This window comes from Bradyrhizobium cosmicum (assembly GCF_032290525.1).
Taxonomy (GTDB): domain Bacteria; phylum Pseudomonadota; class Alphaproteobacteria; order Rhizobiales; family Xanthobacteraceae; genus Bradyrhizobium; species Bradyrhizobium cosmicum_A.
In genome coordinates, this window is sequence record NZ_JASXTA010000006.1 from 211,894 (window position 1) to 226,006 (window position 14,113).

General features: G+C 65.6%; 10 protein-coding genes, 1 tRNA gene and 2 pseudogenes. 8 read left to right on the forward strand and 5 right to left on the reverse strand.

The genetic code is table 11. From position 1 onward, the window contains the following. Positions 1-88: 88 nt before the first annotated feature. A complete protein-coding gene (locus tag QSV46_RS13690) occupies positions 89-1,096 on the reverse strand; it encodes an RluA family pseudouridine synthase (protein ID WP_314951625.1) in 1,008 nt (335 codons plus the stop codon). Here QSV46_RS13690 and QSV46_RS13695 point away from each other — a divergent pair. Together QSV46_RS13695 and QSV46_RS13700 are read left to right on the forward strand one after the other, a co-directional pair. After that, complete coding sequence (locus QSV46_RS13695; protein WP_314951627.1) at positions 1,095-1,439, forward strand: hypothetical protein; 345 nt, start codon at positions 1,095-1,097, stop codon at positions 1,437-1,439. The genes QSV46_RS13690 and QSV46_RS13695 overlap by 2 nt on opposite strands. 57 nt (positions 1,440-1,496) lie before the next feature. Continuing rightward, positions 1,497-1,571: transfer RNA gene (locus QSV46_RS13700), tRNA-Glu, on the forward strand. A gap of 82 nt (positions 1,572-1,653) precedes the next feature. On the opposite strand, the gene QSV46_RS13705 is transcribed toward QSV46_RS13700, so the two are convergent. Continuing rightward, entirely contained in the window at positions 1,654-2,679 is a 1,026-nt protein-coding gene (locus QSV46_RS13705) for an alpha/beta hydrolase (RefSeq protein WP_314951629.1), read from the reverse strand. Positions 2,680-3,144: 465 nt separating this feature from the next. Here QSV46_RS13705 and QSV46_RS13710 point away from each other — a divergent pair, with 465 nt between their 5' ends. Together QSV46_RS13710 and QSV46_RS13715 are read left to right on the forward strand one after the other, a co-directional pair. After that, the gene (locus tag QSV46_RS13710; protein WP_314952005.1) at positions 3,145-4,659 is read left to right on the forward strand and encodes an amidohydrolase family protein; all 1,515 of its coding nucleotides are present in this window, start codon (positions 3,145-3,147) and stop codon (positions 4,657-4,659) included. A gap of 3 nt (positions 4,660-4,662) precedes the next feature. After that, positions 4,663-5,622, forward strand: coding sequence for a GTP-binding protein (locus QSV46_RS13715; RefSeq protein WP_314951632.1), 960 nt, complete (start codon positions 4,663-4,665; stop codon positions 5,620-5,622). A 22-nt stretch (positions 5,623-5,644) separates the two neighbouring features. On the opposite strand, the gene QSV46_RS13720 is transcribed toward QSV46_RS13715, so the two are convergent. Beyond that, entirely contained in the window at positions 5,645-5,962 is a 318-nt protein-coding gene (locus QSV46_RS13720; protein ID WP_314951635.1) for a hypothetical protein, read from the reverse strand. Positions 5,963-6,064: 102 nt separating this feature from the next. Then, on the reverse strand, positions 6,065-6,442 hold the full coding sequence (locus tag QSV46_RS13725; RefSeq protein ID WP_314951637.1) for a tautomerase family protein: 378 nt from the start codon (positions 6,440-6,442) through the stop codon (positions 6,065-6,067). Between the two features lie 168 nt (positions 6,443-6,610). Between QSV46_RS13725 and QSV46_RS13730 the strand changes: the two genes are divergently transcribed. Then, complete coding sequence (locus QSV46_RS13730; protein WP_314951640.1) at positions 6,611-7,210, forward strand: TetR/AcrR family transcriptional regulator; 600 nt, start codon at positions 6,611-6,613, stop codon at positions 7,208-7,210. Positions 7,211-7,425: 215 nt separating this feature from the next. Here QSV46_RS13730 and QSV46_RS13735 read toward each other — a convergent pair whose 3' ends face one another. After that, positions 7,426-7,926, reverse strand: a complete 501-nt coding sequence (locus QSV46_RS13735) for a hypothetical protein (RefSeq protein WP_314951643.1) — start codon at positions 7,924-7,926, stop codon at positions 7,426-7,428. 296 nt (positions 7,927-8,222) lie between these two features. Here QSV46_RS13735 and QSV46_RS13740 point away from each other — a divergent pair, with 296 nt between their 5' ends. The 3 genes and pseudogenes from QSV46_RS13740 to QSV46_RS13750 all read left to right on the forward strand — a co-directional run bounded on the left by QSV46_RS13740 (position 8,223) and on the right by QSV46_RS13750 (position 14,033). Next, positions 8,223-9,905 (forward strand): methyl-accepting chemotaxis protein, encoded by a 1,683-nt coding sequence (locus QSV46_RS13740; RefSeq protein WP_314951645.1) that lies wholly within the window; start codon positions 8,223-8,225, stop codon positions 9,903-9,905. A gap of 12 nt (positions 9,906-9,917) precedes the next feature. Further along, positions 9,918-10,602 (forward strand): annotated as a pseudogene (locus tag QSV46_RS13745) (aspartate/glutamate racemase family protein). A gap of 127 nt (positions 10,603-10,729) precedes the next feature. Further along, a pseudogene (locus QSV46_RS13750) lies at positions 10,730-14,033 on the forward strand (carboxyl transferase domain-containing protein). The last annotated feature ends 80 nt before the right edge of the window (positions 14,034-14,113 follow it).

Below are 14,113 nucleotides of genomic sequence, written 5' to 3' on the forward strand. Positions count from 1 at the left end.
GGTCAAAAAGGGAAGGATTGCTGACGTCACGTCCCCGTGTGGCAGCTATAACTTTTTGTAATGTAACGCTTTTCTTAACGGCCCTGCGTCATACCGCCGCTTTCAGCGCGCTTTGAAGGAGAAGCAAATCCTCCGGCAGCGGCGCCTCCCAGTGGAGTAATTCTCCGGTCCTCGGGTGCTCCAATACCAGCAGATAGGCATGCAAGGCCTGCCGCCCAAGTGCCGCCAGAGCGCCTTGCGATTCAGGCGCAAGCTGGTTGGCCTTGGTCTTGAAATGCGGGCCATAGACGGCATCGCCCATCAGCGGATGGCCGATATGGGCGAGGTGAACGCGGATCTGGTGGGTGCGCCCGGTCTCGAGCTCGCAGGCGAGCAGGGTCGCGATCGGCTTGCCGTCGCGGCCGACAAAACTCTCGATGACTTCCCAATGGGTCACCGCCTCGCGGCCGCCCTCGCGCACCGCCATCTTCTCGCGCGCATGGGGGTGACGGTCAATCGGCGCATCGACGGTGCCGCGATGCCGGCCGGGCAGCCCCCAGGCGAACGCCATGTAGCCGCGCCGCATCGCGCCGGTGCGGCCGTGGTCGGCGAACTGCGCCGACAGCGAGGCGTGGGCGAGGTCGTTCTTGGCCACCACCATCAGCCCGGTCGTGTCCTTGTCGAGCCGGTGCACGATGCCCGGCCGGCGCACCCCGCCGATGCCCGACAGCGTCGCGCCGCAATGGGCAATCAGAGCGTTCACCAACGTGCCGGTCTCGTGCCCGGCCGCGGGGTGCACGACCAGGCCCTTGGGCTTGTTGATGACGATGATGTCGTCGTCCTCGAACACGATGTCGAGGGCGATGTCCTCGCCCTTGGGCTCCGGCGGGACCGCTTCCGGCACGTCGATTGTGATCGTATCGCCCGAACTGACGTGATAAGCGGGGTCGCGGACCGCGGTGGCCTTCAGGCTCACCGCGCCCGCCAGAATCAGGGCTTTCAGCCTCGATCGCGACAGCTCGGTGAGGTGCGCCGCCAGCACGCGGTCGAGCCGGGCCGAGCCCTCCTCGCCGCCGACCACGACCTCCAACCTTTGCGCTGAACCTGAGCTTTCCATGACGACGTCTGATACCGCTGTTCCCGAACCGACCCCCGAGCAGGCCGCGCTGTTCGCGCGGGTGCGGCGGATGATGCTGATCGCGGGGTTGACCACGGCGCTGGCAATCTGCGCCGTCCTGATCGCGGTGGGCTACCGCCTTTTCAAGTCGGAGGGAAGGGCGCCGGAGGCCGTCTTCGACGCCATCGCGATCCTGCCGAAGGGCGCCAAAATCGTCTCGAGCGGCGTGGCCGGCGACCGGCTGGTGATCACGATCGAGGTTGGCGGGATCACCGAGATCCGCACCTTCGATGCCCATACCCTGAAGCCGACCGGAAAGCTGAAATTTGCCAATGAGCCGTAAAAGGCCCACTCGGGTCCTTGCGGCGGACAAATTTCGAGGTTATTGGCTAGCCCTCACGCTCCCTTCGTCTAGCGGTTAGGACGCGGCCCTCTCAAGGCTGAAACAGGGGTTCGATTCCCCTAGGGAGCGCCATTTTGCCTGCGAGACTGGGCACTTCCGAAACCGGCCATTTCCGCTTGTAGCCCCAACTAGCGTGCCCACGAGCCTTCGCGACCTATGCGATCGTTCCGTCGATCGAGCGGCGGATCACCCGCTGCACTTCCGCATTCGACAGGAACAGGTCGTGGTTGATGATGCCCCAGCCTTCCGCTGACGCATCGACCACGCGCACACCGAGCCGTGCGATGGCGGCCTTCTCGGCGGCGCCGACCCGGGTCATGCCACCTGCGATCTGTCCCGACAGCGCCAGGGCGCGATCGTTGGTCGCGGCGATCACGGTGATCTTGCCGGCAAGCGGACCGATGCGCTGGATCGCCGACGAGAACACGTCCATGTCGATATCAGGCGCGGCAAACACGACCGCGCCGATCTTGCCCGCGATTGTGTCGCCGTATCGCGCATAGAGCTGACGCAGGCTTTCGAGCGACAGCATGGTTCCCATGCTGTGCGCAACGATGTGCACGCGGCCGCCGGCTGGCGCCGACACGAGCGCAGAGAGCACGCGTTCGAACTCGTCGCGGGACCACATTGCGCTGTCGCGGTCATAGGCATAGTCGAACAGTCCTGCCTTGGAGGGCCAAGAGAACACCATGGTCCGGCCGCGGAACTTGACTCCGTCGGAGAGATGGGCGCCATCCAGCACCGCCGTCTCGAATGTCTGCTTGAAGCCGTGCACGTAGATCAGCACGTCTCCTCCGCCCGCCTGCGCAACGAGATCGCCAGCATCGGCCGAGACCGGCTCGACCCGGTCAAGGCGCCAATCGCCAATTCCAACCGAGGCGAGCGAAAGACGGCTCTCGTCGGGCGCCCCCAGCTTCGCCCGCGCGACGGTCATGGTGGTCGCGCGCTCCGGCCCGAACCAGGGTTTGGTGCGAGCGCCGTTCACGGGCTTGCGCGTGGTGGTGACGAGCAATGTGGGGTCAAGCGAGAGCGACGACGCATCGAAGCGCGCGCCGGTCGCACCGAGGCCAGCGCATCCGCCGAGCGCGAGGGCACTCCCCGCCGACAAAATTCCGCCGAGGAGCGCGCGGCGTGAAACGGAATGACGGGAGTTGCCTTGCAGGAGACGTCGGTTGATCACATGGAACCTTCGGGAACTTTGCCCACCGTAACGCGCCCCGCCAACTCCCTGGATGACAATGGGGGCGAGAAGACGGCGGAGCAGGTTCGCCGTCGATTGCATGGGCTCGAGACCGATCCGTCGTTCAGGGTCCACGCATCTTGATGAGATCGTTTATCGATACGCGGCGCCGGCGAGCCACGGGCGGGTCTCAGAAATCATGTGACAGTGGACGGCATCCTTATGCCGCCTTCTAGGTAGGGATCTTCCTGATCTGTGGTGCGAGCACGTCTTCGGCCGTTTCGAGGTCGTTGTGCATCTGTCTTGAAGTATTTTCCGAGCCGCAGCGCAGTGCCTGCCGTGATCGGCTTTTCTTCCCGGTGCGATACGCGCGATCCGGGTCTGCCGCCAAGTGACATCCCATGCGAGCATGATGCATCGGCGTCGGCGAGGGTAGTCGTTGTTCCCGGAATCTGCCTTGATGCGATTTCAGCTTTTTGGAGTGACGATATGAGCGGGTTGGTGATCTCTGGCGGCCGGGTGGTGGATCCCGCGAGCGGGATGGACGCCGTCGGTGATGTGGCGGTCGTGGACGGCAAGATCGCCGCCGTCGGCACCGGCCTCGGCGGCGCCGAGCGGGTGATCGATGCGACTGGGCTCGTGGTCGCGCCCGGCTTCATCGACCTGCACGCGCACGGCCAGTCGCTCCCCGCGGATCGCATGCAGGCTTTCGACGGCGTCACGACGACGCTCGATCTCGAGGCCGGCGTGCTGCCGGTCGGGTCCTGGTACGAGCGCCAGGCGAGGAAGGGCCGCGTGCTGAATTACGGCGCCGCCACCAACTGGGCCTTCGCGCGCATCGGTGCGATGACGGGCTCGAATGCCGAGAGTTCGCTGGAGGCGTTCGGCAACGCCATGCGCGACCGGCGCTGGATAGACAACGTCGCGACCGACGCGGAGGTGGCCGGCATTCTCGAGCGTCTTGCGCGCGGCCTGAATGAAGGCGGCATCGGCATCGGCATCCTGAACGCCTATGCGCCGGGTGCCGGCGTGCAGGAATTGACGGCGGTGTGCCAGTTAGCTGCCAAGCAGGACGTGCCGACCTTCACCCACGTCGCCTACATGTCGCGGGTCGATCCCGAGAGCGCGGCGGAGGCCTATATCCGCCTGATCGGCTATGCCGGCGCCACCGGCGCGCACATGCACATCTGTCACTTCAACTCGTCGAGCAAGACCGACGTCGAGCGTTGCCGCGTGCTGATCGAGAAGGCGCAGGCGCAGGGCCTCCCCATCACGGTCGAGGCTTATCCCTACGGCACCGGCTCGACCGTGCTGGCCGCCGCCTTCTTCAGCGATCCGGAGTTCGTCGAACGCAACGGCACCGGCTATGATTCCGTGCAGCGCGTCACCGACGGCCATCGCTTCCGCGACCGCGAGGAGCTCTTGAAGGCGCAGGCCGATGAACCGTCCTCGTTGGTGCTCTGGCACATCCTCGACACCGAGAACAATGCGCATCACCGTGACCTGCTCGACATGTCGGTGCTCTATCCCGGTGGCGCGATCGCGTCGGACGCGATGCCGTGGACGACGTCGGACGGCAAGACCTACACCGGCGATGCTTGGCCGCTGCCGGATGATGCCACCTCGCATCCGCGCTCGGCGGGCTGCTTCACGAAATTCATCCGCGAATGGGTGCGCGAGCGCAAGACGGTGTCGCTGCTCGAAGGCGTGCGCAAATGCGCGCTGATCCCTGCGGAAATTTTGTCGCAAAGCACGCCGGCGATGCGCGCCAAGGGCCGGCTCGCGAAGGACGCCGATGCCGACATCGTCGTGTTCGACTACGAGAAGTTGAGCGACCGCGCCACCTTCACGGCGATGAACCGTCCGTCGGAAGGCGTGCGGCATCTGGTCGTTAGTGGCCAGCCACTGATCAGCGACGGCATTCTGGATGTGGCGGTGCGGCCGGGAAAACCCGTCCGCCGTCCCGTCGTCGAGCGCTGACCCATGCCGGTCCCCATTCTCCTGGTGACGGGCTTTCTGGGGGCGGGCAAGACCACGGTCGTGAACCATCTGCTGGCGCATTCGGAGGGGCGGCGGATCGCCGCGATCATCAACGATTTCGGCGCCATCAACATCGATGCGGAGCTGATCGCGGGCGCGAGCGACGGCGTGGTCAGTCTCGCCAATGGCTGCATCTGTTGCTCGCTCGAAGGCGATCTGTTGCGCACGCTCTCGACGTTGCTGCGGCGCGATCCGAAGCCGGAGTACATCGTCATCGAGACCAGCGGTGTCGCCGATCCCGCCGACATCGTCCGTAACCTCATGGACCCCGTGATCCTGCGCGAGGCGCCGCTGGAGACGGTGCTCTGCGTGATGGATGCAACGGCGCCGCTCACCGCCCTGGATGAGGCGCTGCACCGTTCGCAGTTGCGGGTCGCCGATATCGTGGCGCTGACCAAGCTGGATCTGGCGGACGCGGGCGCAGGCACCCGGATGCGCGAGGCCATCCGCGCGCAACGCGTCCCTGCCGTGGTGGTGGATGCCAAGCACGGCGAGCTTCCGTCCGCGCTGCTGTTCCCCGCGACCGTCGATCGCGCGCCGGTGTCACGCGAGCCGGGACCGAAGCGGCCCGCAGAGGAGCGCTTCGAGACGCTGAGCTGGACCTCGGACCGGCCGCTCTCACTGCCGCGCTTGCAACAGGCCATTGGCCGTCTCGCGCCAAAGCTCGCGCGTGCCAAAGGTCTGTTCGAGACGGTCGAACAGCCCGGGCGCCAGATGGTGTTTCAGTTCGCCGCTGGCCGCGCGACGCTCGCGCCGGGCGATGCCGCGCTCGCCTCTGGCGATGCTCCAGCGGCAGGCGTGCCGCGCGCGCGGATCGTCTTCGTCGCCGAGCTCGGCGTGCTCTCCAAGGCGGAGCTCGACGAAATCATGGAGGCATGCGTTGCGGGTGAGGGGGGCTCATAGCCCGATCTGGGATGTGGGGATTTCACTCCCCCTCCGGCTCGGTCGGCTTCTCCGCCGCCTCTTCCGCGTTGACCGGCGCAGCGCCGTGCGTCCCGCGCAGCCGGATCATGGTGTCGATCACGTCGACCTCGATTTTCAGCATGTCCAGATCGCGCGTCATCTCGCGCACCTCCTGGCCCTTCCGCGTGTTGACGATCAGCTTTGCGCGCATCCATTCCAGCCGCGCCCGCTGGGTGTCGCGCTCGAATTTCTTTTCGGCATAGCGGCGCCGCGCCTCGGCATAGGCGCCGACCAGCGCGGTTTCCGGCAGGCTCCACAATTGCTCGACCGACATGGTCATGCCGTTCAGATCCCGGGGGTGCTGCGGCGGAGGGGTGCTCCGCAGTCTATCAGACCCTTCCGGCGGGCAATTCTCAAGAGGGTGTCAGCAGTTCCTGCAAGCTCACGCGAATTGCGCGAGGCCGTGGCCGACGGACCAGTTCTCCGCCGGGGCATCGAGCACGTTCACGAACACGTCCTCGGGCCGGATGCCCGGGTTCTCGCCGAGCAGCTCCGCGATCCGCCGGTACAGCGCCATCTTCTGCTCGGGAGTGCGCGAGGCGAACACGGTGATCTGGATCAGCACGGCATCGTCGCTGCGGTTGACGCCGTAGGCCTTGCCGCAACGGAAGTTCGCGGGCGAAAGCTCGCTGATGGTCATGAACTCGTCGCCCTCGGGCACATTCAGCGCCTCACGCATGGCGCGATAGAGACCGTCGAGGATCGCCTGCCGGTAGGCGTCAGGCTTGCCGGCGCGCATCGAGATGTGAAGGAGAGGCATGAGCTGATTCCCTTGGCGAGCGTTTCCGGCCGGCCAGGGCGCTCCCGCACGCCGGCCGTTCGACCCATTGACGAAAACGGGCTATCAATCCCAATCAGTTTTTGACACGATGTCGAAAAAGCATGTTCTAGACATTGTGTCAAATACTTTGGGTTCAAGGAGCAGGATTTGAGGCCGCGCGAGTTCGACCACGACGACGTCCTGCGCATCGCGTTCGACCAGTTCTGGCGCAACGGCGTGCGCGGCACCTCGCTGTCGGACATCGCGCGCGACGCCGGTGTCCAGCGCGGCAGCCTCTACAATGCCTTCGGCAGCAAGGAAGCGCTGTTCCTCCAGGCTTACGAGCGCTATGCAGACGAATATCTCGCCGCCCTGCAAAAGACGCTCGGCACAGGCTCATTGCGAAAGCGCCTCACCGCCTTCTTCGACCTGACCATCAGCAACTTCCGCGCGGGCTCGCCGCCGCGGGGATGTCCGACCACGCGCGGCTTGATGGAGCTCGGCCCCGCCGAAGGAGAAGGTTTGGATGAGGAGGCGCGCGAGGCCTTTGCGAGCCTGATCTCGCGCATCGCCGCTCTGGTTCAGGACACGCTGGCGGCCGGCGCCGCGCGCGGCGAATTCAACGGCAACGCCGCGGCTGCGGCGCTGCACATCATCACGGTGACGCGGGGTCTCGCGGTGCTCGAACGTGCCTATGGTGACGAGCCGCAACTGCGCAAGATCGCTGCTCACACCATCGATCTCGTGATCGGCAAGAAGGGCGGTTAGGTCGGGATTCAAGACGACGGCCCCGGCGGTGGCGATCGCTGGGGCCGTCTGGAGGTTTATGGAGGGCGTCGGGCACTGCCCGCCATGACGATGTCGATACCGCAAGACGGCTCTCTATGCGAGTAGAACCCATCAAGCATCAGCAGCATGCAAGCGCGTTGACCGCCCGCGTCGTCGCGTTATCGTTCTCATTGCCGTGCACCACAACGATCCCGTCAGTGCAACGTGGGACTTCCGACCAACCAGCTCTTCATCGTCATGGTCCGCTCGAGGTCCAAGGTCTGAACGTGTCGATCCGGCAGCAGGAGACCGGCTATGCGGAAGATCGTCGCAAGCCCCTGGACGGGCGCCAGCGCCCAGTCCGCGCCGATCGGCGGTAGCCAGCTCTCGAAACGCTCGCGCGCGATATCGATGCGCTCGTGCTGTGCCGCGGCGACCGCGTGCAGGATCCCGTGCTCGCTCTCAGACATCTTCGGACAGGTGGGGCAATGAACCTCGATGGCCGTATGCGCCGTGCAGGCAAAGATCTCGATGATGGCTTCCAGCGACAGCACGGCATCGCCGACACGAAAATGGTCGTACACCTGCTGGATGTCGGCTGCGGTCGGAACGGCGGTTCCGCTGCGCGCCTTGGCGCGAAATCCCCAGATGAAGAGACGCTCCGCGGCACACAGCGCGGGAAGATCGAGGGGTTTTGCGGATGTGGATTGATGCATGGAGCCTGTGGCCTTTGGCTGCGATCACGCCGCTCGGGCGTTGACGATCTGCGTTGATCGTTCTGCCAGAGCCTTCCGCAAGTCAACGTGCGGAGAGGCGATATCGAGGTCTTCTAGATTTGGCGCCTGCGTGAATGTCGACGAATTCTAAAGTGCAGCGACGAAGCCACGCGAAATCGAACCATCGACCGGCCCGCTTATTTTCGCGGGGCTTTGGGCAACCCGAATGCTTAAGTCTTTGCTAAGGGTGGCGGGATAAACTGGCATATCAGCCCTTCCAATTCTTGCGAGCACCGATGTTTTTTTCCCGCATCAGTTTCAAGCTGGTCCTGATCGTTGGCATTAGCCTGCTCGGCATGATCGCTCTGGCACCGATCGCGCTTTCGACCCTGCGCGCCCAGATGATCGCCGACCGTCAGGCCAAGACGCAGCACATGGTCGACGTCGGCTACGGCATCCTGGCGCACTACCAGAAGCTCGAGAGCGATGGAAAGCTGCGGCGCGAGCAGGCGCAGGCCGCCGCGATGGCGGAGATCAAGAGCCTTCGCTACGACAAGGTCGAGTATTTCTGGCTCAACGACATGGCCGCGAAGATGATCATGCATCCGATCAAGCCCGAGCTTGACGGCAAGGATCTCTCGGACATGAAGGACCCGACCGGCAACCGGCTGTTCTCGGGTTTCGTCGACGTCGTCAACAAGCAGGGCGCGGGCTTTTATGGTTATCTCTGGCCGAAGCCCGGCTTCGACCAACCGGTCGGGAAAATCTCCTATGTGAAGGGCTTTGCGCCCTGGGGCTGGATCATCGGCACCGGCATCTACCTCGACGACGTCGATGCGGTCTTCCGCCAGAACGCGATGACGTTCGGCTCCATCTGCCTGGCCGTGCTGGTCCTGGTCCTCGGCGCCTCGTTCCTGATCGGCCGCAGCGTCACCCGGCCGCTGGCAACCATCACCGCGCTGACCGAGCGCCTCGCCGCCGGCGACAGTGCGTTCGAGGTGCCCTATACCAGCCGCGGCGATGAGGTCGGCGGGCTCGCCAAGGCGCTTGCCGTGTTCAAGGAGAATGCGTCGGCCGTCAGCCGCATGCATGCCGAGCAGCAGGAGACCAAGCAGCGGGTCGACGACGAGAAGCGCAAGACGATGGCCGATCTCGCCGGCAAGTTCGAGGCGAGCGTTCAAGCCGTCGTCCGCGAGGTCTTCAACGAGGCGCGGGCGATGCAGCGGGCAGCTCAAGGCATGTCGGAGACCGCGAACAAGGCGACCGACCGCGCCAGCTTCGTCGCGACCGCCTGCCAGCAGGCCTCATCCAATGTGCAGACGGTGGCCTCCGCTGCCGGGCAGCTATCGTCCTCCATCACCGAGATCAGCCAGCGCGTGGCGCAGGCTGCAAGCGTGGCCGACAAGGCCGCGGCCGACGGCCAGCGCACCAACGACACCGTGCAGGGACTGGCTGCGGCGGCCCACAAGATCGGCGAGGTGATCGACCTCATCAACCAGATCGCCTCGCAGACCAACCTGCTCGCGCTCAACGCCACGATCGAGGCGGCGCGCGCCGGCGAATCCGGCAGGGGCTTCGCCGTGGTCGCGAGCGAAGTCAAATCGCTGGCGAGCCAGACCGCGAAGGCGACCGACGAGATCGGCGCGCAGATCACCGCGATCCAGGCCGAGACCAATCAGGTCGTGGGCAACATCGAAAGCATCCGCAAGACCATCATGGAGGTCAACGAGATCTCCTCATCGATCGCAGCCGCGGTCGAGGAGCAGGGCGCCGCGACGCAGGCGATCGCGCATAGCGTGCAGGAGGCGGCCTCTGGCACCGATCAGGTCTCGCAAAACATCTCCGGCGTCACCGATGCGACCGCCGAGACCGGTCAGGCCGCGGGCCTCGTACTGCAATCGAGCGGCCGGCTGACGCAGAAGCTGCAGTCCCTTGAAGACGAGGTCAGCACCTTCGTTGCGGGCGTGCGGGCGGCCTAGTATAGCGAGGGGATGGGTCAAACCTCCGATCGGCGCCGCCGCATCCTCCTGATCAATCCGAACAGTACTCGATGCGACCACTGCAATGATGGTCGCTATCGCGAAGTCCGTCGTTGCTGATGGTTTTGATGTCGTCGGCGCCACTGCAGCGCGGGCGCCGTCGATGATCGTGACGCCGGAGGCGCTGGACGCCGCAGCGCCAGAGGTCGAGGAGCTCGCGCGAGCGCATCAGCATTCCTGCGACGGCATCATCGTGGCGGCGTTCGGCGATCCCGGCCTCGCCGGAATCAAGGCGGCGATGGACTTGCCCGCGGTGGGTATCGGCGAGTCATCGATGCGCGAGGCCGCCGGGGGCGGCCGCAGTTTCGGCGTAGCGACGACCACGCCGCTCCTCAAGTCGAAGATCGATGCGCTGCCGCAATCCCTGGGCCTGCAATCCCGCTACACCGGCACGCGCTTTGCCGAGGGCGATCCGCAGGAGCTGATGCGCGATCCGGCGCGGCTGCATGCGGCTGTCGACGGTGCGGTCGAAGCCTGCATCGCACGGGACGGGGCGGAGGCTGTCGTCATCGGCGGCGGCCCGCTCGGCGAAGCCGCGCGCAAGCTTCAGCCGATGTTCACCGTCCCCGTCATTGCGCCGATCCCGTCTGCCGTGGTGCGGATTATTCGTCTCATCACGGCACGCGTTGGTCATTGATATTCCGGCCCGCGGGACCGGCCTTCGCGACAGGCTTTCCCATCCTTGACGGTGGCGGCTAAAGTGAAGAAGCAGGACCATCGAACCTGCCGACCCGCGCCTTCGCTCGCGGGCATGGAGACGCCGCATGTCGTTCAAGAAGCTCCTGATTGCCAACCGCGGTGAAATTGCCATCCGCATCGCGCGTGCCGCGGCCGATGCGGGCATCGCGACGGTCGCGATCCATCCCGCCGACGACGCGCTATCGCTGCATGTGCGCGTCGCCGATGAGGCCGTCGAGATTCCGGGCCGTGGCGCGCGGGCCTATCTCGATATCGAGGCTGTGATGAAAGCGGCCAAGAGTGCCGGCTGCGATGCCGTGCATCCCGGCTACGGCTTTCTCAGCGAGAATGCAGGGTTCGCGAAGGCATGCGCTGACGCAGGCATTACCTTCGTCGGACCAAAAGTGACGGCGCTCGAACTGTTCGGCGACAAGGTTGCGGCACGGCAACTGGCAAAACGCTGCGGCGTGCCGATCATTGCCGGCACCAGCGGGCCCTCCTCGCTGGAGGAGATCATGGCGTTCTTCACCTCGCTCGGCAGCAGCGCGGCGATTGTGATCAAGGCGATGGCTGGCGGCGGCGGCCGCGGCATGCGCGTTGTGGAGAGCGCTTCCGATCTCGCGGAGGCCTATGCGCGCTGCCAGTCCGAGGCAAGGGCGGCGTTCGGCTTCGACGGCGTCTACGCCGAGCGGCTGATCCGGCAGGCCCGCCATATCGAGGTGCAGATCATCGGCGACCGCCATGGTGCGATCAGCCATCTCTGGGAGCGCGAATGCACCATCCAGCGCCGGCACCAGAAGCTGATCGAGGTGGCGCCGAGCCCGTCACTGAGCGAGCTCCTGCGCGGCCGCATCATCGAGGCGGCAAAGCAGCTCGCGACTGCCGCATCCTACGACAATCTCGGCACGTTCGAATTCCTGGTCGACGGCACTGCCGAGGACAGTTTTGCCTTCATCGAGGCCAATCCGCGGCTCCAGGTCGAGCACACCGTCACCGAAGAGGTGCTCGGCATCGACCTGGTCCGCGCCCAGCTAGCGGTCGCCGCAGGCAGCTCGCTGGCTTCGCTCGGCCTGGCGCAGGGGGCGATCCCGAAGCCGCGCGGCTATGCCATGCAGCTCCGCGTCAACATGGAGACGCTGGACGAAACGGGCACGACCCATCCGACCGGCGGTATGCTCGCGGTGTTCGAACCCCCGTCCGGACCCGGCGTGCGCGTCGATAGTTTTGGCTACGCCGGCTACAAAACCAGCGCCGCCTTCGACTCGCTGCTCGCCAAGGTCATCGTGCATACGCCAGACGAGGCCTGGCATGACGTGGTGGCAAAATCATCGCGCGCCTTGCGCGAGTTTCGGATCGACGGCGTCGTCACCAACATTGCTTTCCTCCAGGCGGTGCTGGCGCATCCCGATTTCAGGGCCAACCGCATCGCGACCGACTTCATCGACCGCAACATCGGCAAGCTGGTCGAGGCGGCCGATGGTGCCGCCAAGCCGCTCTACTTTGCTGCGACGGAGCGTAGCCGCGGCTACGGCGCGGAGGCGCATGTCGCGCAAGCCGTGCCCGAAGGCGCGGTGATGGTCGCGGCGCCCCTGCAGGGGACCATCGTCACCATCCAGGTCAAGGAAGGCGAGATCGTGCGGCCCGGCCAGCAGCTCGCCGTGATCGAGTCCATGAAGATGGAGCATCTGGTCATGGCCGAGCAGGGCGGCCGTCATGACGCTCGTCGCCGGCGACGGCGTCACGCTGATGCATGGCGAGCCGATCCTGTATCTGGAGCCGCTCGACGTCGCGGCCGATGCCTCGGCGGCGGAAGCCGATATCGATCTCGATCACATCCGTCCCGATCTTGCCGAGCTGATCGCGCGGCAGGCCAACACGCTCGATGCGAACCGCACCGCCTCGGTCGAGCGCCGCCGCAACACCAACCAGCGCACCGCGCGGGAGAACGTCGCCCAGCTCGTCGACGACGGCTCGTTCATGGAGTACGGCAGCCTCGCGATTGCAGCGCAGCGCCGCCGCCGCAAGCTCGACGATCTCATCAAGAACACGCCCGCCGACGGCTTGGTCATGGGCGTCGCCACGGTGAATGCCGAGAAGTTCGGACCGGAGGGCGCGCGCTGCATCGTGGTGGCCTATGACTACACCGTGCTCGCGGGCACGCAGGGCCACATGAACCACAAGAAGATCGACCGGATGCTGACGCTCGCCGAAGACTGGCGCGTGCCCCTGGTGTTTTATGCCGAAGGCGGCGGCGGTCGCCCCGGCGATACCGACCGGCTCGGCATGACCGGTCTCGACGGACCGTCTTTCGTGCAATTCGCAAAACTCTCCGGCCTCGTGCCTGTGGTTGGCGTCGTCTCCGGCTATTGCTTCGCCGGCAACGCCGCGATGCTCGGCTGCTGCGACGTGATCATCGCCACGAAAAATGCCTCGATCGGCATGGGCGGCCCCGCCATGATCGAAGGCGGCGGCCTCGGCGTCTATCATCCGGCCGAGGTCGGTCCTGTTACGTTCCAGTCGCCGAAGGGCGTTATCGACATCCTCGTCGAGGACGAGGAGGAGGCGACGCGGGCTGCGCAAAAATACCTGTCCTATTTCCAGGGCGCGGTGACGGAGTGGCAGGCCGCCGACCAGCGCCTGCTTCGCCGCGCCATCCCGGAGAACCGCCTGCGCGTCTACGACATCCGCGGCGTGATCGATCTCGTCGCCGACAAGGACTCCGTGCTGGAGCTGCGTCGCGACTACGGCGTCGGCATGATCACCGCGCTGATCCGCATCGAAGGAAAACCGTTCGGTCTGATCGCCAACAATCCGCGCCATCTCGGCGGTGCCATCGATGCCGACGCCGGCGACAAGGCCGCGCGCTTCCTCCAGCTCTGCGACGCCTTCGATCTGCCCATCGTCTCGCTCTGCGACACGCCCGGCTTCATGGTCGGCCCCGAGGCCGAGAAGACCGCGATCGTCCGCCACGTCTCGCGCATGTTCGTGACAGGCGCGAGCCTCACCGTGCCGCTGTTCGGCATCGTGCTGCGCAAGGGCTATGGGCTCGGGGCACAGTCGATGATCGGCGGCGGCTTCCATGCCTCGTTCTTCACGGCGGCCTGGCCGACCGGTGAATTCGGTGGCATGGGCCTCGAAGGGTACGTTCGCCTCGGCTTCCGCAAGGAGATGGAAGCGATCGCCGACCCCGAGGAGCGCGAGACCTATTATCGCAACAAGGTCGCCGAGCTCTACGCCAACGGCAAGGCGGTCTCGATCGCCTCGGTGTTCGAGATCGACAACGTCATCGATCCCGCCGAGACGCGGCGCTGGATCATGGCGGGCTTGCGCTCGGTGCCGAAGCCGCCGATGCGGACGGCAAAGAAGCGGCCCTGCATCGATACGTGGTGAGGGCGTTGCAGCAAATCTAAGTCCCTGCGTCGTTCCGGGGCGCGCGTGAGCGCGAACCCGGAATCTGGAGATTCTCAGGT